General features: G+C 59.4%; 20 protein-coding genes. 5 read left to right on the top strand and 15 right to left on the bottom strand.

Translation table 11 applies throughout. From position 1 onward, the window contains the following. Positions 1-231 precede the first annotated feature (231 nt). Positions 232-1,758, top strand: coding sequence for a lysine--tRNA ligase (lysS, locus tag ACSQ8V_RS05890; protein WP_436205156.1), 1,527 nt, complete (start codon positions 232-234; stop codon positions 1,756-1,758). 317 nt (positions 1,759-2,075) lie between these two features. After that, entirely contained in the window at positions 2,076-2,822 is a 747-nt protein-coding gene (locus ACSQ8V_RS05885) for a glycine zipper 2TM domain-containing protein (RefSeq protein ID WP_436205155.1), read from the top strand. A gap of 111 nt (positions 2,823-2,933) precedes the next feature. Here the strand turns inward: ACSQ8V_RS05885 and iscX are convergent, their stop codons facing one another. From iscX to ACSQ8V_RS05835, 10 genes are all read right to left on the bottom strand, one after another. Then, on the bottom strand, positions 2,934-3,131 hold the full coding sequence (gene iscX, locus ACSQ8V_RS05880; protein WP_213763309.1) for a Fe-S cluster assembly protein IscX: 198 nt from the start codon (positions 3,129-3,131) through the stop codon (positions 2,934-2,936). 36 nt (positions 3,132-3,167) lie between these two features. After that, positions 3,168-3,509: an ISC system 2Fe-2S type ferredoxin gene (gene fdx / locus ACSQ8V_RS05875; protein WP_060816902.1), complete on the bottom strand. Its 342-nt coding sequence runs from the start codon at positions 3,507-3,509 to the stop codon at positions 3,168-3,170. Positions 3,510-3,563: 54 nt separating this feature from the next. Next, a complete protein-coding gene (gene hscA, locus ACSQ8V_RS05870; RefSeq protein WP_436205154.1) occupies positions 3,564-5,429 on the bottom strand; it encodes a Fe-S protein assembly chaperone HscA in 1,866 nt (621 codons plus the stop codon). Positions 5,430-5,480: 51 nt separating this feature from the next. Then, positions 5,481-6,005 (bottom strand): Fe-S protein assembly co-chaperone HscB, encoded by a 525-nt coding sequence (gene hscB / locus ACSQ8V_RS05865; protein ID WP_436181193.1) that lies wholly within the window; start codon positions 6,003-6,005, stop codon positions 5,481-5,483. Between the two features lie 112 nt (positions 6,006-6,117). Then, on the bottom strand, positions 6,118-6,441 hold the full coding sequence (gene iscA / locus ACSQ8V_RS05860) for an iron-sulfur cluster assembly protein IscA (RefSeq protein WP_213763315.1): 324 nt from the start codon (positions 6,439-6,441) through the stop codon (positions 6,118-6,120). Positions 6,442-6,604: 163 nt separating this feature from the next. Then, positions 6,605-7,033: a Fe-S cluster assembly scaffold IscU gene (iscU, locus tag ACSQ8V_RS05855; protein WP_213763317.1), complete on the bottom strand. Its 429-nt coding sequence runs from the start codon at positions 7,031-7,033 to the stop codon at positions 6,605-6,607. Between the two features lie 81 nt (positions 7,034-7,114). Beyond that, entirely contained in the window at positions 7,115-8,338 is a 1,224-nt protein-coding gene (locus ACSQ8V_RS05850; protein ID WP_213763319.1) for an IscS subfamily cysteine desulfurase, read from the bottom strand. 88 nt (positions 8,339-8,426) lie between these two features. Next, positions 8,427-8,954 (bottom strand): Fe-S cluster assembly transcriptional regulator IscR, encoded by a 528-nt coding sequence (gene iscR, locus ACSQ8V_RS05845; protein ID WP_213763320.1) that lies wholly within the window; start codon positions 8,952-8,954, stop codon positions 8,427-8,429. A 149-nt stretch (positions 8,955-9,103) separates the two neighbouring features. Then, positions 9,104-9,586, bottom strand: a complete 483-nt coding sequence (locus ACSQ8V_RS05840; RefSeq protein WP_436205153.1) for a low molecular weight protein-tyrosine-phosphatase — start codon at positions 9,584-9,586, stop codon at positions 9,104-9,106. Between the two features lie 147 nt (positions 9,587-9,733). Then, positions 9,734-9,976: a hypothetical protein gene (locus tag ACSQ8V_RS05835; RefSeq protein WP_436205152.1), complete on the bottom strand. Its 243-nt coding sequence runs from the start codon at positions 9,974-9,976 to the stop codon at positions 9,734-9,736. A gap of 274 nt (positions 9,977-10,250) precedes the next feature. Between ACSQ8V_RS05835 and ACSQ8V_RS05830 the strand changes: the two genes are divergently transcribed. Both ACSQ8V_RS05830 and ACSQ8V_RS05825 read left to right on the top strand, forming a co-directional pair. After that, complete coding sequence (locus ACSQ8V_RS05830; RefSeq protein WP_436205151.1) at positions 10,251-10,799, top strand: hypothetical protein; 549 nt, start codon at positions 10,251-10,253, stop codon at positions 10,797-10,799. Between the two features lie 185 nt (positions 10,800-10,984). Beyond that, a complete protein-coding gene (locus tag ACSQ8V_RS05825) occupies positions 10,985-11,782 on the top strand; it encodes an IclR family transcriptional regulator (protein ID WP_213763326.1) in 798 nt (265 codons plus the stop codon). A gap of 105 nt (positions 11,783-11,887) precedes the next feature. Here ACSQ8V_RS05825 and pbpG read toward each other — a convergent pair whose 3' ends face one another. Beyond that, positions 11,888-13,087 (bottom strand): D-alanyl-D-alanine endopeptidase, encoded by a 1,200-nt coding sequence (gene pbpG / locus ACSQ8V_RS05820; RefSeq protein ID WP_436205150.1) that lies wholly within the window; start codon positions 13,085-13,087, stop codon positions 11,888-11,890. A 454-nt stretch (positions 13,088-13,541) separates the two neighbouring features. Next, a complete protein-coding gene (locus tag ACSQ8V_RS05815; protein WP_436205149.1) occupies positions 13,542-14,501 on the bottom strand; it encodes a histone deacetylase family protein in 960 nt (319 codons plus the stop codon). 318 nt (positions 14,502-14,819) lie between these two features. Here ACSQ8V_RS05815 and ACSQ8V_RS05810 point away from each other — a divergent pair, with 318 nt between their 5' ends. Further along, positions 14,820-15,392 carry a phasin family protein gene (locus ACSQ8V_RS05810; protein ID WP_213763332.1) on the top strand — a complete coding sequence of 191 codons (573 nt, stop codon included), beginning with the start codon at positions 14,820-14,822 and terminating at the stop codon, positions 15,390-15,392. A gap of 206 nt (positions 15,393-15,598) precedes the next feature. Here ACSQ8V_RS05810 and lpdA read toward each other — a convergent pair whose 3' ends face one another. From lpdA to aceE, 3 genes are all read right to left on the bottom strand, one after another. Then, positions 15,599-17,710: a dihydrolipoyl dehydrogenase gene (gene lpdA, locus ACSQ8V_RS05805; protein WP_436205148.1), complete on the bottom strand. Its 2,112-nt coding sequence runs from the start codon at positions 17,708-17,710 to the stop codon at positions 15,599-15,601. A gap of 215 nt (positions 17,711-17,925) precedes the next feature. Then, positions 17,926-19,581 (bottom strand): dihydrolipoyllysine-residue acetyltransferase, encoded by a 1,656-nt coding sequence (aceF, locus tag ACSQ8V_RS05800; RefSeq protein WP_436205147.1) that lies wholly within the window; start codon positions 19,579-19,581, stop codon positions 17,926-17,928. Positions 19,582-19,682: 101 nt separating this feature from the next. Next, positions 19,683-22,382, bottom strand: coding sequence for a pyruvate dehydrogenase (acetyl-transferring), homodimeric type (aceE, locus tag ACSQ8V_RS05795; RefSeq protein WP_436205146.1), 2,700 nt, complete (start codon positions 22,380-22,382; stop codon positions 19,683-19,685). Positions 22,383-22,445: the final 63 nt, after the last annotated feature.

The following is a 22,445-nucleotide window of genomic DNA, read 5'->3' as shown; positions in this document are numbered from 1 at the left end:
AATGGCGCGGCTTCAGTAACACGCCGCCGCGCCAACAGCATCGTTTCGACGTTGCTTCGTTCACGGCAATCCATCGCAGCATTGCATCGCTAATATTTGCGACCATCCGTGTGCCTGTGTTCCTGCGCTGTGTTTCAACCTTGTCATTCACGCGGTGAAACGCAAACAACCTGGACGCAGCATCAGGCCCACGACCAAGCCGCATTCATCGCACTCAAAGCCAAACACATCATGACCGAACCGACTCAGCCGGGCGCAGCTCCCGAACTGGAAGAAAACCAGATCCTCGCCGAGCGTCGCGACAAACTCCGTGCGCTGCGTGAGCAAGGAATCGCATTTCCGAACGATTTCCGGCCGACACACCAAGCCGCCGCGCTGCAATCCGACTACGCCAATAAAGACAAGGAAGCGCTCGAAGCCGAGCCGCTGCAAGTCGCGGTCGCGGGCCGGATGATGTTGAAACGCGTGATGGGCAAGGCCAGTTTTGCGACGGTGCAAGACGGCAGCGGCCAGATCCAGTTCTTCATCACGCCCGCAGACGTCGGCCAGGAAGTCTACGACGCGTTCAAGAAGTGGGACCTGGGCGACATCATCGCGACGAAGGGTGTTTTGTTCCGCACGAACAAGGGCGAGTTGTCGGTGCGTTGCACGGAATTGCGCCTGCTGACCAAAGCGCTGCGCCCTCTTCCCGATAAATTCCACGGCCTCGCCGATCAGGAAATGCGCTATCGCCAGCGTTATGTCGACCTGATCGTGACGCCGGAAACGCGCCAGACGTTTATTGCGCGCACGAAAGCGTTCGCGTCGATCCGCAGCTTCATGGCGAAGGCGGATTTCATGGAAGTGGAAACGCCGATGCTGCACCCGATTCCCGGCGGCGCCGCGGCGAAGCCGTTCGTCACGCATCACAATGCGCTCGACATGCAGATGTTCCTGCGTATTGCGCCGGAACTGTATTTGAAGCGCCTGGTGGTCGGCGGCTTCGAACGCGTGTTCGAAATCAACCGGAATTTCCGTAACGAAGGCGTGTCACCGCGACACAACCCCGAGTTCACGATGATGGAGTTCTACGCTGCGTACACGGACTACACGTGGATGATGGACTTCACCGAAGCGCTGATCCGTCAGGCGGCCATCGATGCGCGCGGCGACGCGAGCATCGTGTATCAAGGGCGTGAACTGGATTTGTCGAAGCCGTTCCATCGGTTGACGATCTGCGAAGCGATCCAGAAATACGCGCCGCAATACACGAACGAACAACTCGCCGATGCCGCGTTCCTGCGCACTGAGTTGAAGAAGTTCGGTGTCGATGCATCGCAGCCGCAGTTTTTGAACGCGGGCGTCGGTTCGTTGCAACTCGCGTTGTTCGAGGAAACGGCCGAATCGCAATTGTGGGAGCCGACGTTTATTGTCGACTATCCGCTGGAAGTCTCCCCGTTGGCGCGGGCATCGGACACGGCTCCGGGCATCACGGAACGCTTCGAGTTGTTTATCGTGGGGCGTGAGATTGCGAACGGCTTCTCGGAGCTGAACGATCCGGAAGATCAGGCAGCGCGGTTCCAGAAACAAGTCGACCAGAAAGATGCCGGCGACGAGGAAGCCATGTTCTACGACGCCGACTACATTCGCGCGCTGGAACACGGCATGCCGCCGACGGGCGGCTGCGGAATCGGTATCGACCGGCTGGTCATGTTGCTGACCGATAGCCCAAGCATTCGCGACGTCATCCTGTTTCCGCATTTGCGTCGCGAAGACTGAGCGCACGCAGGGACGGCAAGTTTGTAAAAAAGGCGCGAAAGCGCCTTTTTTTCGTCCTGAAGAATGGCTGGATTTGTAACTTTCGGTAAAAACCTCCATCCAAGACTACCGCTTGATGCCGGCTTTATCTGGAAAACCCTTATAAAACAAAGCCATCCGGCACATCTTCAATCCGGTGCGTTTCTTGCATCTGATGGATACCTGGAAACGTTACAAATTGACAAACCTTACGCTTCAGATTGTTCGACACTGCTTTCGTGAATGAGCAACGTCACACCCGGTAATGCCACACTCTGCCTTGAGACGGAGGTCCAAAAATGGATAACAGCAACAACATGACCACATCGAATTCACCGAATCCCGACGCGCCACGCGACCGCAAGATTCATCCACTGGTGGCAACCGCCGCGGGCGCGGTGATCATTGCCAGCCTTGCTGCCACGGCAGCAGTCACCGGGCTGTTCCCGAAAGCATCGAGTACGTCCCCGACCAACGACCAGACCCAGGCCGCGCAAGTTGCGACGCAACCGGCAACGCAACCCGCCGAGCCCACTGCTGCTCAGCAACAGCAGGCGCAGCAGGACCAGCTTGCTCAACAGCAAGCTCAGCAGCGCGCGGCAGCCCAGCAGCAACAACAGCAACAGGCGGCACCTCCTCAGATGGCACAGCAGCAACCTGTCCCTGCGCAGCAGCCTAACTACGCACAGCAGCAACCCGCTCAACCCGCCTATTGCTCGACGTGCGGTACGGTGGAAGCGATCTCGGCCGTACGGCATGAAGGCCAGGGAACCGGCATTGGTGCGGTAGGCGGCGCGGTCGCAGGCGGTCTTGTCGGGAATCAGTTCGGACGCGGAGGCGGTCGAACCGGCATGACGATCCTCGGCGCGCTCGGCGGTGGCCTGGGCGGTAATGCGGTCGAAAAACATCTGCGCAGCGAAACCGATTATTCGGTACGCGTGCGGATGGAAAGCGGCAAGACGCGTTACTTCACGTATCGCCAAGCGCCGCCGTTCAGCCAAGGGCAACGCGTGCGGATTGAAAACGGCACGCTGGCTGCGGGCTGATTTATAGCCGGAAATTTCAGAAACGAAGCCACAAAAGCAAAACGGCGATTCCCGATGGAATCGCCGTTTTGCCTTGTCCGCACCGCTTTAGCTCAAAGAAATCGACCGGATTCAATAATCCGCGTCTTCAATCCACGCCGCCTGGATCGCTTCGAGAATCTTCTCGTTGGACCTTGCAGGGTCGTCGTCGAAGCCCGGAAGCTCTGTCACCCAGCGATGCAAATCCGTAAATCGCACAAATTGCGGATCGACGTTCTGATGCGCGTCGGTCAGTGCCATCGCGATATCCTGCGTATCTGTCCACTTCATGGCGAGCGCTCCTGTCTCGTGGTCGCTGATTTAAGTTCAGTGATTCTCTTTGGCGTGATTGATGGTGTAGCGCGGAATCTCGACAACCAGATCCTCGTCCGCCGGCGCCATCGCCTGACATGATAACCGCGACGTCGGCTCAAGTCCCCAGGCCTTGTCGAGCAAATCGTCCTCGTCCTCCTCCGACGGCACAAGCGCGTTGAAGCCCTCGCGAATGATCACGTGACACGTCGTGCACGCGCACGATTTTTCGCACGCGTGTTCAATCTCGATGCCGTTGTCCAGCAAGTTGTCGCAAATGCTCTTCGACGTATCCGCGTCGATCACAGCGCCGTCAGGACACAATTCCACGTGGGGTAATACTACGATCTGAGGCATGAATTTCGTTCCGTTCTTTGTACGTGAGAGGCTCGGCGCGTCCTCGGCTAATAGTCAGACTTCGTCGAGCCTGCGGCCGGCGAGCGCGCGGCGAATGCTCTTGTTCATGCGGCGGGCAGCGAATTCATCGGTGGCGGCGGCAAGTTCTTTCGTCGCCGTTTCGATGGCATCAACGCTGTCCCCGCCCGTGACCGCCGAGAGCTTGACGATCAGCGCTTCAATGTTGACCCGCTCCGCTTCGTCCAGCAGTTCACCGTCCACGCCGAGCGCCGCCTGCGATGCTTCCACCAAGCGCTGCGCGTCGACCTGCGCCTCGCGCAACGCACGGGCGCGCATGTCGACTTCGGCGGTCGTGAAGCTTTCTTCCAGCATGCGCGCGACGTCGTCATCGGCGAGACCGTAGGATGGCTTCACCACCACCGACGCCTCCACACCCGACAATTGCTCACGCGCGAACACGGACAACAACCCGTCCGCGTCTACCTGATACGTCACGCGAATGCGCGCAGCGCCGGCGGCCATCGCGGGAATGCCCCTTAACTCGAAACGCGCGAGCGAACGGCAGTCCGAGACCAGCTCGCGCTCGCCTTGCACGACGTGGATTGCCATCGCCGTCTGGCCATCTTTGAAGGTCGTGAAATCCTGCGCGCGTGCGACCGGAATGGTCGAGTTGCGCGGAATGATCTTCTCGGTCAATCCGCCCATGGTCTCAACGCCGAGCGACAGCGGAATGACATCGAGCAGCAGCCAGTCATCGCCTTCTCCGCGACGATTTCCCGCGAGCAGGTCCGCCTGGATGGCGGCACCGAGCGCCACGACCTGATCCGGATCGAGATTGGTCAACGGCGGCTGGCCGAAGTAAGTTTGCACCGCGCGGCGGATCACCGGCATGCGCGTGGCACCGCCAACGAGCACCACACCCTTGATCTCGGCGGGCGCGACCTTGGCGTCGCGCAAGGCCTTGCGCGTGGGGGTCAAAGTGCGGGCGACCAGTGCGTCAGTCAGCGTAGCGAAGTCGCTTTCGGTGATAGTGAAATCGATTTGCTTGCCATCGGACAACGTGGCTTGAATTGTGGCCTCAGGCGCGTCGGACAGCGCTTCCTTAGCCGTGCGCACGCGATCCAGCAGCAGACGCACGTCTTCCGGCGTAGCGGGCGTTACCTTGGATTTCACCAGCACATGCCGATACAGCATCGCATCGAAATCGTCGCCGCCGAGCGCTGAATCGCCGCCCGCTGCGAGCACTTCGAACACGCCCTTCGTGAGCTTGAGGATCGACAGATCGAAGGTCCCGCCGCCCAGGTCATACACGGCATACAAACCTTCCGATGCATTGTCCAGCCCGTACGCAATCGCCGCGGCGGTCGGTTCGTTCAAGAGGCGCAGCACGTTCAAACCGGCGAGTTTCGCGGCGTCTTTCGTGGCTTGCCGCTGGGCTTCATCGAAGTATGCAGGCACCGTGATCACCGCGCCGACCAACTCGTCGGCAAGCGTGTCTTCCGCGCGATATCGCAGCGTCGCCAGAATTTCCGCCGATACTTCCACCGGACTTTTCACGCCGTCGACGGTGCGAATCTGCACCATGCCCGGCGCATCGACGAAATCGTACGGCGCGTTTTCCGCCCCTTCCACTTCGCTTTTGCCGCGGCCCATGAAGCGCTTCACCGACACAATGGTATTGCGCGGATCGAGCGCCGCTTCTTCCTTCGCCACGCGGCCGATCCGCCGGCCGCCCTTCTCCAGATACCGGACCACTGACGGCAGCAAGTAATGGCCGTCTTCGTCGGGCAGCACTTCGGCCACGCTGTTGCGCACGGCGGCAACCAGCGAATTGGTCGTACCAAGGTCGATACCCACAGCTACCCGCCGCTGATGCGGCGCCGGAGCCATGCCGGGTTCTGAAATTTGCAGTAAAGCCATCGTTGATCTAGTGGGGGTTGGTGTCGTCTGGTTTTATATATGGCGTCAGGCTCAGTCGAGCTTCTCGATCTGCACGCCGATCTCGCTCGCCACGCGCTCAATGAACATCAGCTGGCGCACGGCTTCGCTCGCCGCCTGGTCGGAATGGCTGTCGATCAGCGCCGCCAGTTTTTCGAAGCGGATACGTTCCTGATCGCGCAACTCACGGAGCAAGTCTTCGAGCGCGCCAAGGTTCCTGGCGTGGGCCGCGTCTTCTATGTTTTCGCGCCATTCCATTTGCTGCATCAGGAAGGCCGGTTCCATCGCGGTGTTGTTCTCTGCGTCGGCATGCACGCCGCGCAGCGACAACATATACGTTGCCCGCTTTAGCGGATCGCGCAACGTCTGATACGCCTCGTTCGCCCGCGTGGCCCACTGCATCGCGACGCGTTTCTGCGCGTCGCCAGCGGCCGCAAAACGATCGGGATGAACCTGCGCCTGCACCGTCCGATACGCGTCGTCGAGTGTTTTTGCATCGATGGCGTAGGTCGGCGGGAGGTCAAACAGATCGAAGTGACTGTCGTTGAGCGTTGCCATGTTGAAAATGAGTGAAAGATCAGCGGAAAGCAGGGCCAAGAGAGACTTCTAAACCGGCGGCATTAAAGAAAAAGGCGGCACGCGCCGCCTCTTTTGCTGTTCTTGCGCCGCGCTATACGCGAAACGATTCGCCGCAACCGCACTCGTCTTTCACGTTCGGGTTATTGAACTTGAACCCTTCGTTCAGCCCTTCGCGCGCGAAATCCAGCTCGGTCCCGTCGATATAAGCCAGGCTCTTCGGATCGACAATGATCTTCACGCCGCTCGACTCGAACACCTGGTCTTCCGGCGCGAGTTCGTCCACATACTCGAGCTTGTAAGCGAGGCCCGAGCAGCCGGTTGTGCGCACGCCGACGCGCAGGCCAACGCCCTTGCCGCGTCGAACCAGATACTTCTGCACGTGTTGTGCTGCCTTGTCCGTCAACGTGATTGCCATAGTCTCTCATCAGCAGCCGCTCGCCCGGAGTCAATCGTTTCTCCGGCCGCCACGCTGCAGCCTTGCTTTGAATCGAAAACCAGAGCGCCTGAAGTCAACTGATCGACTAACTGATCACCCAAGCGCCCTTCCCGAAACCTGATTGCTGATTACTACCTACCGCTTAAGCCGCGTGTTGCTTTGCTTCAACCGGAGCAGCTTCCACCGTGCCCGCACCATGACGTTGCTTGTAGTCAGCAACGGCGGCCTTGATTGCGTCTTCGGCCAGGATCGAACAGTGAATCTTTACCGGCGGCAGTGCCAGTTCTTCGGCGATGTGCGTGTTCTTGATCTCCAGCGCCTGATCCAGCGTCTTGCCCTTCACCCACTCAGTCACGAGCGAGCTGGAAGCAATAGCCGAACCGCAGCCGTATGTCTTGAACTTCGCATCCTCGATCACGCCGTCCGCGCCCACGCGGATCTGCAGCTTCATCACATCGCCGCATGCCGGCGCACCGACCATGCCGGTGCCGACGGTGTCATCGTCCTTGCCGAACGAACCGACATTGCGCGGGTTTTCGTAATGGTCCAGAACCTTGTCGCTATAAGCCATGATCAAACTCCTTGAATTCGTATGCGTGTGCGTTCAAACATGAGCGCAAATGAGCCGCCGTCAAAGCGGCCAGCCAAGCGCTTAATGCGCAGCCCACTGAATCGACGAAATGTCGATACCGTCCTTATGCATTTCCCAAAGCGGCGACAGATCGCGCAATTTCTGAATCTTGCCCTTGAGCAAGTTAATCACGTAATCCACGTCCTGCTCGGTCGTGAAGCGGCCCACTGTAAAACGGATCGAGCTGTGCGCGAGTTCGTCGTTGCGGCCAAGCGCCCGCAGCACATAAGACGGTTCCAACGAAGCCGACGTACATGCCGAACCCGACGACACCGCCACGTCCTTCACCGCCATGATCAACGATTCGCCTTCCACGAAGTTGAAGCTGATGTTGAGGTTATGCGGCACACGGGTTTCCATGTCGCCATTCACATACACCTCTTCCATCTCCTTCAAGCCGTTGAGCAAGCGGTCACGCAACATGCGGATACGCTCGTTTTCAACGGCCATTTCTTCACGCGCGATCCGGAACGCCTCGCCCATGCCGACGATCTGATGCGTGGCCAGCGTGCCCGAGCGCATACCGCGCTCGTGACCGCCACCGTGCATTTGCGCTTCAATACGGATACGCGGCTTGCGACGCACGAACAACGCGCCGATACCCTTCGGGCCGTACGTCTTGTGCGCCGAAAACGACATCAGGTCGACCTTCTGCTTTTGCAGATCGATCTCAATCTTGCCGGTCGCTTGCGCTGCATCTACGTGAAATATGATGCCCTTTGCACGCGTGATCTCGCCGATCGCCGCCACGTCCTGGATCACGCCAATCTCGTTGTTCACGCTCATCACGGAAACCAGGATGGTGTCCGGACGGATGGCTGCCTGAAACTTGTCCAGGTCGAGCAAACCGTCGTCCTTCACATCCAGGTAGGTGACTTCGAAACCTTCGCGTTCGAGTTCACGGCAGGTATCGAGCACGGCCTTGTGCTCGGTCTTCACCGTGATGATGTGCTTGCCTTTGCTCTTGTAGAAATGCGCCGCGCCCTTGATGGCGAGGTTGTCCGATTCGGTGGCGCCCGACGTCCAGATGATTTCGCGCGGGTCACAATTGACCAGCTTCGCGACGTTCTCGCGCGCTTCCTCGACCGCCCGCTCCGCGTCCCAGCCGTATTGGTGGCTACGCGATGCCGGATTGCCGAACTGCTCGCGCAGGTACGGAATCATCTTGTCCACCACGCGCGGATCGACCGGGGTCGTTGCGCTGTAGTCCATGTAAATGGGCAGGTGGGGAATGTCGTTGTTCATCAGTTGCTCCGGGGATTTAACTCAATTGGCTCGTTCAAGGCGAGACGGCCGCGTCATTGAATAGATACTCAAATAAACGCGGCAGCCGTCAGCCGGCCAGGTTGAAAACGGAATTCGGTCCTTTCGGCGCCACGCGCACCGGTTCGACGCCCGCCGATTCGGTACGCCGGTCGCGCAATACCGCTGGCGATCCTTCGCGTGCGCGCTGCTGGTCGACGAGATCTTTCAGCGAGACCGAGTCGAGATACTCGACCATCTTCTGATTGAGTGTGGACCAGAGTTCGTGGGTCATGCAGTGGCCGTCGTGCTGCTTGGTGCCTTCGCAAGCACCCTTGCCACCGCATTGCGTGGCGTCGATAGGCTCGTCCACCGCAATAATGATGTCTGCGACCGTGACGTTCTCGGCGCGGCGCGCAAGATTGTATCCACCGCCCGGACCGCGCACCGACTCGACAATCTCGTGCCGGCGCAACTTGCCGAACAACTGTTCGAGATAGGACAACGAGATATGCTGGCGCTGGCTGATTCCTGCCAGCGTCACCGGGCCCTGCTCCTGGCGTAAAGCCAGGTCGATCATCGCCGTGACGGCGAAACGGCCTTTCGTGGTGAGTCTCATAGTTTGTAAGCTACCGGGGGCTACGGCTAATACTGGATGATTTTGGTCAAGTATAAATAGCCTACGGATTTAGTCAAGTATCTACAGGCATTTTCTTAGGAATTTGCTGAGAATATTGCACCGATTGAAACCTGCTTCCGGGGCCGCGATCAGACCACCAACTGTGTGCGAAGCGCTCGCAGCAAGCCTTCGCAGGCATCCTCGCACTGATCGAGCACGCGTTCAAAACCTTCGTCGCCGCCAAAATACGGGTCGACCACCACGCGGCTGTCGTCACGGGTTGCGAACTCCATCAGCAACCGGATCTTGTCGCGATACTCCGCCGGACACGCTTCGGTCAGCGCGGCGGCGTTGGCGTCGTCCATCGCGATAAGCAGATCGAACCGCGCGAAATCTTCGCGGCTGACCTGCCGGCCGCGCAACGGTGACAAGTCGTAACCCCGTTTCCGGGCAGCTCGCTGTGCGCGTTCGTCGGGCGGCTGGCCGATATGCCAATTGCCGGTACCGGCGGAATCCACCACGATCTTGTCAGATAGCCTAGCCCGTCCCACCTGATGCAACATCACCGCTTCGGCGCTCGGCGAACGGCAGATATTGCCCAGGCACACGAAACAGACGGCGATAGTGGTCATCAGATTCCAGGCATCGTTGGCTTGAGCGCGATTTGCAATTCGGCTGCCCCAGGCCGACCGGACGGGTCCGCGCGAAGCAGTCCCGAATTATACAAAAGACGGCGTTTGCACGCCCGAGCGGACTCCCCGCAGCCCTATCGCCCCTGCTCAGAACGTCCCCGAAACAGCCGTAGCCGACGTCCCATTAGCCTGTCGATATCCATTGCCGGCGTTATCGGACTCGACAAGTCCCAGTGAAATCGCACGCGCGAATTCCGCACTGACGCTTGCGGCGCTTTGCGGATGGGGTGCTGCAGCCCCGGCAATCGGGTGGATGGCATGGCAGTAGCCGGCGAGTGCAAGTGGTACGAGCATCGCAATGGGCCAGTAGGTCGATATTGTCTTTTTCATTTTCAAACCCCTTCTCAGGTCCTGTGGGCTGACGGGCCCACTTCCAGACAATGAGATTTTAAGGGTTTGCACTTATCCCATAAAGATGCCCCAGCACAAAGCATTGTTGCAGTCCTGTCAACAGCGTATGACATGTCGGCGTTGTGTGGTTCATGAGCAATTCCTGCCACTGTCACTCTGTCACTGCGGAGATAAAACTTTACAAACTTCTTGCGACATCCTCTCCGCGAAACTGTCAGATACGGTAATTAGTTTAAGGAACGTCTTTCCGCTCATGATGAAACTCACAGTTACAAGCCTGATCCTCGCTTCGTCCGCCTTGGTCGCGGGCTGCGCCGTCTACCCGGACGGCACGCCCGCTTACGCGACAGGCGGCGGTTATTCCGCATATCCCGCTTACCCGGGCTCTGCGCCTCCCCCGCCTGGCTACGAAGCCGGTTACGGTTATGGCTATGGCGCACCGGTCGTGCAGTCGGGCGTGATCATCGACGGCGGCGGTGGATATTACGGCGGCCCCGGCCCGCGCTATTGGAACGACGGCCCCGGTTATCGCCGCCCGCCTCCTCCGGGTGGCCGGGACGATCGGGGCGGCGACCGTGGAAACCGGGGTGGTAACCGAGGAGACAACGGCGGCGGTGATCGGGGCGGTCATGGCGGGCCGCAAGCGGGTGGACCGCAAGGAGGCAGGCCGCAGCCGCAAGCGGGCAATCCGGGCCGGCCGGCACCAGCACCGCAGGCGCAGCAGTCACGCGGGTCTACGCCCTATGTCGGCCGATCTCTCTGGGGTAAGCAGCCGGCGCAACAACCCGAGCATAATCACTAGGGCCTTTGCTCCCCTCACTTGCAGACCAAAGCCGCCCGAAGCCTTTTCAGGTTCCGGGCGGCTTTTCTTTTTGTCTGCAGAAAATCTGGCATGTGACGGCTATCGTGCCGCTGAGCCTTTCGCACTTTTCACAATACGAGATACAATCATTATTCCGCTGTTTGACGTATCAACTGATTTTCTCCATGAGCGATACGAACCCGGAATCCCGAACGTCCATACAGGTGATCGAGCGCATGATGCGCCTGCTCGACGCGCTCGCCGCGCACACCGATCCCGTCAGCCTGAAAGAACTCTCGCAGAGCACGTCGCTGCATCCGTCCACCGCGCATCGCATCCTGAACGACATGGTGACGTGCCGTCTGGTCGATCGATCGGACCCCGGCACGTATCGGCTTGGCATGCGCTTGCTCGAGCTCGGCAATCTGGTCAAGGCGCGGCTCTCGGTGCGCGAAGCCGCGATGCCGCCCATGCGCGAATTGCATCGGCAGACAGGCCAGACGGTCAATCTCTCGGTGCGCCAGGGCGACGAGATCGTCTATATAGAACGGGCTTATTCCGAACGCTCCGGTATGCAGGTCGTGCGAGCGATCGGCGGCCGTGCACCGCTGCATCTGACGTCGGTGGGGAAACTCTTTCTCGCGGCCGACGAATCTGCCCGCGTGCGCGCGTATGCCACGCGAACCGGCCTCTCCGGCCACACGCAGAACAGCATTACGGATATCGGCAAGCTCGAGCGCGAATTGTCGTTCGTGCGCAGCCAGGCGTGCGCCCGCGATAACGAGGAACTGGAACTGGGGGTTCGCTGCATCGCCGCCGGCATCTACGACGATACGGGGCGGCTTGTCGCCGGCCTGTCGCTTTCGGCGCCTGCGGATCGGCTGCAAGACTCATGGCTGAATCAACTGAGCGGCACCGCGCTGGAGATTTCGCGCTCGCTCGGATATCGCCCGGAAGCTACCGCGGATTCGCAGCAGCGCTGATATTTTCCGTGCGAGTACGAAAGATTCGCAACATTCGCAGGCGATAAAAAAAACCGGCCCGATCGAACGATCAGGCCGGTTTTTTAACGTTGGGACTCAAACGATTCAGGTACCACCGCCGCCTGCATCGGCGCTGGTAATATGCGGCTCGCCAGCGGTCTCCAGGAAACCGCGCAAACGGCCGGCATCGGCGAAACGTGAATATTTGCCTGATGAGTCCAGCAAGACCATCACGACCGGACGGCCATGAATGGTCGTCTGCATCACCATGCATTCGCCTGCTTCGTTAATGAAACCGGTCTTCTGCAAGCCGATGTCCCAACTCGGATTCCGGATCAGCGCATTCGTGCTGTTGTAGGCCAGATTGCGCTTGCCGGTAAACACGTCGTAGCTGCGATCGGTCGAGAACTTGCGAATCAACGGATATTGATACGCCGCATTCACCATCTTCACGAGATCGCGGGCGCTCGAAACGTTCTGGCTCGTCAATCCGGTCGAATTCTCGAAGTGCGTGTCGGTCATGCCGAGCATCTTCGCCTTGGCGTTCATTGCAGCGATAAAACCAGGACGCCCATTCGGGTAATAACGCGACAACGCCGCGGCCGCCCGATTTTCCGATGCCATCAGCGCGATATGCAGCATGTCTTCGCGGTTGAGCTCAGAGCCGACCGAAAGACGCGAACCCGTGAATTTCTCGTAGTCGCGATCTTCGTCCGTCACCGTGATTTCTTCGGTCAGCGGCGCCTTGGAGTCGAGCACGACCATGGCCGTCATCAGCTTCGAAATTGAAGCAATAGGCACGACGGCGCGCGAGTTTTTATCGAAGAGTGTTTCTGCTGTGTTCTGGTCCACCACGTACGCAACGCTTGAGCGCAACGCGAGGCTGTCCGGCGTCTCGTGCAGGCCGAACGCCTGGCCGACGGTAGGCGGACGCGGCTGGAACGCCACCGAACGCACAGCGGCACGGCGGCCGTGCGCGTCCATCCGGTAACTTACGCGATGCCGCCGCGTGGCGCGGGGCGTCTCGTCATCCTGTACCGCAGCGGCTTGAGCGACCTTCACACCCTTCGCCGCCTTGGCATTGCGCGCAGCGACTTTCGACGACTTGGCAGTTTTAGCTTGCGGCGCAGCGACTGCGCCTTTGGCCAGCTTCTTGGTGGATTTCGAGGTTGGGGTCTTGGCAAAAGCGTCGACCGGTGCAGCCGCGAAAGACGTCGCGAGCGCCACCGACACGGCAACCGACAGTGCAGTGCGGACTGCAACGCCGTGGATCACCCTGAGCGACGAAAACATTTCGGTTTTCATTAGTGTTCTGTTCTGGACCGGCGAGAGAGTGTCGCCAGTGTAGTAAAGCTTCGAAAAATTAGCAATATTAAGCACTTATCCGCGCTACTTAAACCGGTTTGTAAGACGCGATTTATCGGAGCGAACAAATTCTGAGTTCCGATCGTAAAAAATCATCGCCGATGGCGCAATCGTTTTGACCGCCATACGCCATTGCCAGACATGGGCTATCAGCTTCATATCGGCAATAGTTTGTAAAACTTGAGGGAGATTTTTGATCTTGCCCTCAAGGCAAAAATTTCACTGATAGTGTGGACGGCGACAGGAAACGAAGCTTTTCGGCAAGACATGCCGGTTCTCAACGGCATTTCGACCGGTATCGAAAGTTTTTGTTCATACAAACTTTGACGATGTTGATCGATCTCGAATGTTAACGTCGCGTTAACACATTTGGTTTACTGAGTTTCAAACCGTTTCAAATGAAATTTACCGGGCGCAGTGTATCGGGTGCGCCTGAATCGTGCAGGCCGCCGAACGCGACGGCAGCAAGCTGAATGGTCTGGAGATGGATGTCGACGGTGACGTTGATATCGCGGCCGTAACCACCGGCCATTGTGATTGCCACGGGGATATCCCGCCCGGACGCGGCGGTGAACACGAGGGAATCGCGCCTGGCCAGGCCATCGACACTCAGTGCGAGTCGCCCCAACCGGTCGTCGACGTGTGGGTCCGCGCCGGCGAGATAAATAAGCATGGCGGGTTCAAAGCGTTCGAACATCGTCGATAAACCGCCGGAAAGCGCTTCCACATACGCGTCGTCCTCGCAGCCGTCGGGTAGCGCGATGTCGAGATCGCCGATCTCCTTGCTGAACGGATAATTCGACGTGCCGTGCAGCGACAGCGTGAAAACGCTCGGATCGTCCTGGAAGATGGCGGCGGTTCCGTTGCCCTGGTGTACGTCGAGATCGACGATCGCTATGTGCGGCGTGGGCTCGCCGCGCTCCCGCGCCTCGGCCTGTAGCGCCCGGGCAGCGACGGCCGCGTCGTTGAACACACAGAATCCTGCGCCGTGTGACGCATATGAATGATGCGTGCCCCCGGCCAGATTCACCCCGAAACCACCCTCCCGGGCAGCGTGACACGCAGCGATCGTCGCCCCCACGGAGCGCCGGGAACGCTCCACCATTTCAGGCGACCACGGAAAACCAATCTCCCGCTGCTCGCGGGCGTCCAACGCTCCGGTCGCCACCCGCTCGATGTAATCACCCGCGTGAACACGCGCCAGCTCGAAATCGGCTGCGATCGGCGCTTCACGCAACTCGACATTCGGCAGTTCGGCCTGCACACGCTCACGCAAAAGGTAATATTTCTGCATGGGAAACCGATGGCCGGCCGGTAGCGGCAAGACGAATCGATCGCTATAAAAGGCTTTCATTCGAAACAAAATTCCACTTTTCCAGAACCGAGATCAGTGTACCGGCAGCATTTGCGTCCTTCGCCCCAAGCTGGTGCAGCGCATCTCGAAATGTAGTTCCACTACAGAGTTCTCCACTCGTAAGCCATTGTTTAATAAGCAATCGTACGATGTTGCGCCGCACAAAAAGATACTTGACATCTTTAGGAATATCCCTAGAATAGGTTCCATGTTGCGACGCACCAATGGCTGTTCGCCTCATACGGTTTCCGGATTTCCGGTCGCCGCCAAAACCCACGACCCGCGCTGATGATGGGTCGACACTTTCAGGAGCGTGACATGACCCTTTTGACCCCGGAACAAATCGCCGCTGCAAACAAAGCTCAATTCGACACCCTCTTCGGCCTGACGAACAAGGCATTTGAAGGTCTGGAAAAGCTGCTTGAGTTGAACCTGCAAGTTGTGAAGTCGACGCTGGCTGAAAGCCAGGAAAACGCGCAACGCGTGTTGTCGGTGAAGGACGCGCAAGAACTGCTCGCACTGCAAGCCAGCCTGGCTCAGCCGGTCGCGGAAAAGGCGCTGTCGTATGGCCGTCACCTGTATGAAATTGCATCGTCGACGCAAGCTGAATTTGCCCGTGTTGCCGAAGAGCAGTACGAAGACCAGAACCGCAAGGTGCAAACGCTCGTAGAAAACGTCGCGAAGAACGCACCGGCAGGTTCGGAAACGGCTGTCGCCGTGATGAAGTCGGCCATCACTGCCGCCAACACCACGTACGAAACGATCCACAAGGCAAGCAAGCAAGCTGTCGAGATCGCGGAAAGCAACTTCAACGCAGCCGCTACGGCCGCTACGAAGGCTGCATCGCAAGCTACGGCTCAAGCTTCGCGTGCTACCAAGAAAGCGGTCTGAGCGAATTCATTCGCACGCGGTGGCGCCGGGAACTCCGGTGCGGCCACGAGACGGTCAGGCTGAATAGAAAACCGTTCCAACGAAAGTTGGGGCGGTTTTTTTTCGCCCTCTGTCACCCCAAGGGAATGTCGCGTACAGCGCAAAGGCCCAAAAAAAACGGCGCGTTCCTGACAGGACGCGCCGCTCTTTAACCAGCCAACCGCGCCTTACTTCTTGCGCTGCGGCGGCAGGTCCGTGCACACGCCTTCGTACAACTCGGCGGCCATCCCGATCGATTCGCCGAGCGTCGGGTGCGGATGGATCGTCTTGCCGATATCCTCCGCGTCCGCGCCCATCTCGATCGCCAGACACACTTCGCTGATCAGGTCGCCCGCATTCGTCCCGACGATCCCACCACCGATAATCCGGTGCGTTTCTTCGTCGAAGATGAGTTTGGTGAAACCTTCGTCGCGACCATTTGCAATCGCCCGGCCCGACGCAGCCCACGGGAACGTGGCCTTGCCGTACTTGATGCCTTCGGCCTTGCACTGATCTTCGGTCTTGCCGGCCCACGCCACTTCGGGATCGGTGTAAGCGACAGACGGAATCTGCAATGCGTCGAAGTACGCCTTTTCACCATGCGCCGCTTCCGCTGCAACGTGGCCTTCGTGCACGGCCTTGTGCGCGAGCATCGGCTGGCCAACCAGATCGCCGATAGCAAAAATATGCTCGACGTTCGTGCGCAACTGCTTGTCGACGTTGATGAAACCGCGATCGGTCACCGCCACGCCGGCCTTGTCCGCACCAATCTTCCCACCGTTCGGGCTACGACCGACCGCCACGAGCACGAGGTCATAACGTTGTGCTTCAGCGGGTGCTTTTTCGCCTTCGAAGCTCACATAGATGCCGTCGTCCTTTGCTTCCGCCTTGGTCGTTTTCGTCTTGAGCATGACGTTCGCGAAACGCTTGGCGTTGAACTTCTCCCACACCTTCACGAGATCACGATCCGCACCGGCCATCAGGACATCGAGCATTTCGACCACGTCGATTTCCGCCCCCAGCGACGCATACACCGTCGCCATTTCCAGGCCGATAATGCCGCCGCCGATCACGAGCATGCGCTTCGGAATCTGGCGCAATTCGAGCGCGCCGGTGGAATCCACCACGCGTGGATCTTCCGGCATGAACGGCAGCTTCACGGCTTGCGAGCCTGCTGCGATGATCGCCTGCTTGAACTGCACGACCTTTTTGCCGCCCTCGCCTTCGATCTCCATGTGATTCGGGCCGACAAACTTGCCGACACCCGTGACCACCTGGACCTTGCGCGCCTTCGCCATGCCGGCCAGTCCGCCGGTCAGTTTCTTGACGACGCCCGACTTGAAGTCGCGGAGTTTGTCGAGATCGATCGTCGGTTCACCGAAGGAAATGCCGTGGTGCGCGAGTTCCTTCGCGGCGTCGGTGATCGCGGCAGCGTGAAGCAGAGCTTTCGACGGAATGCAGCCAACGTTCAGGCACACGCCGCCAAGCGTTTCATAACGCTCGACGATGACCGTGTTCATGCCGAGGTCAGCTGCGCGGAACGCGGCCGAATAACCGCCGGGGCCGGCGCCGAGCACGAGCATGTCGCATTCGATATCGGCGGAACCGGAGAACGACGCGGCTTTCGGTGCGGGCGCGGCAGTCGCTTTTTCGGCCGGCTGCGGCGCGGCGGTCTTCGGTTTTTCCTCAACCTGGCTGACACCGCCGCCCTGGCCTTCAAGCGTGAGGATGACGACGCCTTCGGAGACGTTATCGCCGATCTTGACCTTGACTTCCTTGACCGTGCCCGCTGCGGGCGACGGTACGTCCATGGTCGCTTTATCGGATTCGAGCGTGACGAGCGATTGTTCTTTCTCGACGGTGTCGCCTGCCTTCACGTGAATTTCGATGACCGGGATGTCGGTGAAATCGCCGATATCCGGCACCTTCACGTCTTGCGATCCACCGCCTGCGGGTTTTTGTTCAGCGGGCTTGGACGCGGCCGTTTCTTTCGGCGCCGGTGCATCGGCTTTCGCCGCAGCGGGCTTTTCAGCGGGCGCTGCCGGCTTTTCGCTGCCGGCGTCGGCCGTTTCCACCAATGCGATCACGGTGCCTTGCGAGACTTTATCGCCGGCTTTTACCTTGACTTCCTTGACCGTACCGACGAGATCGCTGGGGACTTCGATGGACGCTTTATCGGATTCGAGGGTGAGGACGCCTTGTTCTTTTTCGATGGCGTCGCCGGCTTTGATATTTACTTCGACGACATCGACGTCTTTGAAATCGCCGATATCGGGTACTTTAAGTTCGGTGAGACTCATGTTGTCCCCTAAAAAGGAAGCGGGCAGAACCAAAGGATGCAACGCGTAGCCCTGGGTTCTGCCGTCGGCAGACTTGCCTTTCTTTGCTTACTTTCTTTGGCAATTCAAAGAAAGTAAGTGCCGCCCCGCACAGGGGCGACTAGCAAAGTGCAGTGCAATGCAAGTTCAATGAAGCGGCTAGCGGGCCAACATAAGCGGCCCGCCAAGCACAAACATCACAAACTCACGCGACGGAAATCCGCCAGCACAGCAGAAAGGTAGGCATTGAACCGCGCGGCCTCGGCGCCATCGATAACCCGATGATCGTACGACAGCGACAAAGGCAGAATCAGGCGAGGTACAAACGCCTTGCCGTCCCACACCGGCTTCATCGCGCCCCGCGACAACCCCAAAATTGCCACTTCAGGCGCATTGATGATCGGCGTGAAATGCGTTCCGCCGATGCCACCCAGTGACGAAATCGAGAAACATCCGCCTTGCATCTGGTCGGGCTTCAGCTTGCCTTCACGTGCAGCCTTCGACAGATCGGCCATCTCCTTCGCGACATCGACGAGGCCCTTCTTGTCCGCGTCGCGAATCACCGGAACCATCAAACCGTTCGGGGTATCGGCGGCAAAACCGATGTTGTAATACTGCTTGAAGACGAGGTTGTCGCCGTCGAGGCTCGCATTGAACGTCGGGAATTTCTTCAACGCGGCAACCACCGCCTTGATCACGAACGCGAGCATGGTGAACTTCACGCCAGCCTTTTCGTTTTCCTTGTTCAACGTCACACGCAGCGCTTCCAGGTCGGTGATATCGGCTTCGTCGTTGTTCGTGACGTGCGGAATCATGACCCAGTTGCGATGCAGGTTCGCGCCCGAAATCTTCTTGATGCGCGACAGCGGCTTCGGATCGACCGGACCGAACTTCGTAAAGTCGACCTTCGGCCACGGCAGCAGATTCAACTCGCCGCCACCGGCCGGCGCTGCGGCGGCTGCCGCCGGCGCTTTACCCTGGCCGCTCATCACGCCCTTCACGAACGCGGTCACGTCGGCTTGCGTGATGCGGTTCTTTGGGCCCGAACCCGTTACGGACGACACGTCAACGCCGAGTTCGCGCGCAAACTTGCGCACCGACGGCGATGCGTGGCTCGACGTACGCGAGCCTTCGCCAGCGGGAATCGCCGGTGCGAGCGCGAGTGCGGACGGTGCTTCTTTCTGGGCGGGCGCGGCTTTGGCCGGTGCATCCGAAGGCGCTTCTGTCTTCGGTGCTTCCTGCCTGGGAGCAACAGCGGCCGCGGCAGCCGATCCTTCACCGCCTTCCAGCACGAGGATCAACGTGCCTTCCGAGACGTTGTCGCCGACCTTGACCTTGAGTTCCTTGACCGTGCCCGCTGCGGGCGACGGCACGTCCATGGTGGCTTTATCGGATTCGAGCGTAACGAGCGATTGCTCCTTTTCGACCTTGTCGCCGACCTTCACATTCACCTCGATGACCGGAATATCCTTGAAGTCGCCAATATCCGGCACCTTCACTTCAACCGATCCACCACCCGACGATGCAGCCGGGGCAGGAGCCTTATCCTGAGCCGGCGCTTCAGCGGGTTTTTCAGCGGCCTTCGGTGCAGCAGCGGCAGCAGCACCGGATTCAGCCGCTTCCAGCACGACGATCAACGCACCTTCCGACACGTTGTCGCCCACCTTGACCTTCACTTCCTTCACGACGCCAGCGGCCGAACTTGGCACATCCATGGTCGCTTTATCGGATTCGAGCGTGACGAGCGATTGCTCCTTCTCGACGGTATCCCCAACTTTCACCAGCACTTCGATCACCGGAATGTCCGTGTAATCGCCGATATCCGGCACCTTGACTTCGATCGCTTGACTCATTGTTTATTGTCTCCTGGGTCGCGACGCGAAAAATCGCCCTGCCACGAGGCTAAAGCCAGGGGCAAGGCGACTTCGCGCAACAACACTCGGGGGCCGATGCGTTAAACCGTCATCGGGTTGGGTTTGGCGGGGTCGAGCGCGTACTTCTTGATCGCGTCGGCGACGACCTTGCGGTCGATCGTGCCTTCGTCGGCCAGCGCATTGAGCGCCGCGACGGTGACCCAGTAGCGGTCGACTTCGAAGAAATGACGCAGTTTTTCGCGCGTGTCCGAACGGCCATAACCGTCCGTGCCGAGCACGACAAACTTGTTCGGCACGTAACCGCGAATCTGGTCGACGAGCGCACGCACATAATCCGTCGATGCCACCACCGGACCTTTCGCGTCCTTCAGCAGCTTCGTCACGTGCGAGACCTGGCGTTCTTCCGTCGGGTGCAGCAGGTTCCAGCGCTCCACTTGCGCGCCTTCGCGTGCCAGTTCCGTGAAGCTCGGAACGCTCCAGAGATCGGCGGCCACGTTCCAGTCGTTCTTGAGCAGGTCGGCAGCGGCGATCACTTCATTGAAGATCGTGCCCGCGCCCATCAGCTGAACGCGCGGCGTTTTTGCGTCGGCATCCGATTTGCGGAACGAGTACATGCCCTTGATGATGTCGGTGGCTACGGAATCGCCTTGCGGAATCGCCGGGTGTTCGTAGTTCTCGTTCATCACCGTGACGTAGTAATACACGTCTTCCTGCTCGGCCACCATGCGACGCAAACCGTCCTGCATGATCACCGCGAGTTCGTAACCGAAGGTCGGGTCGTAGCTCACGCAGTTCGGCACCGACGCCGCCCACATCAACGAATGGCCGTCTTCGTGCTGCAGCCCTTCGCCGTTGAGCGTCGTACGCCCGGCCGTGCCGCCCAGCAGGAAACCGCGCGAACGCATGTCGCCCGCTGCCCACGCCAGGTCGCCGATACGCTGGAAGCCGAACATGGAATAGAAGATGTAGAACGGGATCATGATCTCGCCGTGCGTCGAATACGACGTCGCGGCCGCGATCCAGTCACACATCCCGCCGGCTTCGTTGATCCCTTCCTGCAGGATCTGGCCGGTTTCCGATTCGCGATAGAACATCAGCTGGTCGGAATCTTCCGGCACGTACTTCTGGCCGTCCTGATTCCAGATACCGATCTGGCGGAACAACCCTTCCATTCCGAAGGTACGTGACTCATCCGGCACGATCGGCACGATGCGTTTGCCGAGCGCCTTGTCCTTCAGCAGGATGTTGAGAATCCGCACGAACGCCATGGTCGTGGAGATCTCGCGGCCCGGACCCGTGCCCTTCAACACCGGTTCGAACGCCGACAGATCCGGCACCGGCAGCGACTCGGCTTTCTGACGGCGCGCCGGCAGATAACCACCCAGTTCCTGGCGACGAGCGCGCATGTACTCGAGTTCCTTCGAACCTTCCTCGAACTCCAGGTACGGCACGTCGGCGATCTGGTCGTCGGGGATCGGCAGCTTGAACTGATCGCGGAACTTCATCAGCTGATCCGTGTGCAGCTTCTTCTGCTGATGGGTGATGTTCATTGCCTGACCGGCTTCGCCCATGCCATAACCCTTGATGGTCTTGGCGAGGATCACGGTCGGCTGACCCTTCGTCTTCGATGCTTCCGAATACGCCGCGTAAATCTTGTGCGGATCATGGCCGCCGCGATTCAGGTTCCAGATGTCCTCGTCGGACCATTCCGCCACCATCGCCTTGAGTTCCGGCGTGTTGAAGAAATGCTCGCGCACGTAGGCGCCCGACTCCGACTTGTAGGTCTGGTATTCGCCGTCTACCACTTCCATCATCCGGCGCATCAGCGCACCGGTTTTATCGCGGGCAAAGAGCGAATCCCAGCGGCTACCCCACACCACCTTGATCACGTTCCATCCAGCACCGCGGAATTCACTTTCGAGTTCCTGGATGATCTTGCCGTTGCCGCGAACCGGGCCGTCGAGACGCTGCAGGTTGCAGTTGATCACGAAGACGAGGTTGTCGAGCCGTTCACGGCCGGCCATGCCGATTGCGCCGAGCGATTCCGGTTCGTCCGTTTCGCCGTCGCCAAGGAATGCCCAGACCTTGCGGCTGCCTGCCTTGATGATGCCGCGCGCATCCAGGTACTTCATGAAACGCGCCTGATAGATCGCCATGATCGGGCCGAGGCCCATCGATACGGTCGGGAACTGCCAGAAGTCCGGCATCAGCCACGGATGCGGATACGACGAAATGCCTTCGCCGCCCACTTCCTGGCGGAAATTATCGAGCTGGCTCGCTTTCAGGCGGCCGAGCAAAAACGCGCGCGAGTACACACCTGGCGACGAATGGCCCTGCACGAACACGAGGTCCCCGCCATGTTCGGGGGACGGTGCGTGCCAGAAATGGTTGAAGCCGACGTCATACAGCGTGGCCGCCGATGCGAACGAAGCAATGTGGCCGCCCACGTTCGTGTCCTTGCCCGCGCGCAGCACCATGGCAATGGCATTCCAGCGCGTGTACGAGCGGATCTTGTGTTCGATGTCCTGATCGCCGGGAATCTTCGACTGGGCGGCGACCGGAATGGTGTTGATGTACGGGGTGTTAGCGGAAAACGGCAGATGTTCGCCGTGCACGCGCGCGAATTCGATCTGCTTTTCGATCAGGTAATGGGCGCGATCCGGACCTACTGCCGAAATCACGCCGTCGAGGGCTTCCAGCCACTCAGCGGTTTCCTGGGGATCTTCGTCGTCCTTGGCGTTGGCGACATATTTCATCACTTCGTCGGGTACAGCGGACATGCTCGTCTCCTGATTTGAGGAACGCTCTGTGAACAGACGACGCGAGCCTTTAAGCCATCCGCA

The sequence above is a fragment of the Caballeronia sp. LjRoot31 genome (assembly GCF_964253885.1).
GTDB lineage: Bacteria > Pseudomonadota > Gammaproteobacteria > Burkholderiales > Burkholderiaceae > Caballeronia.
Note: the sequence above shows the minus strand (reverse complement) of the source record. Positions and strands in the feature narration are given on the sequence as shown.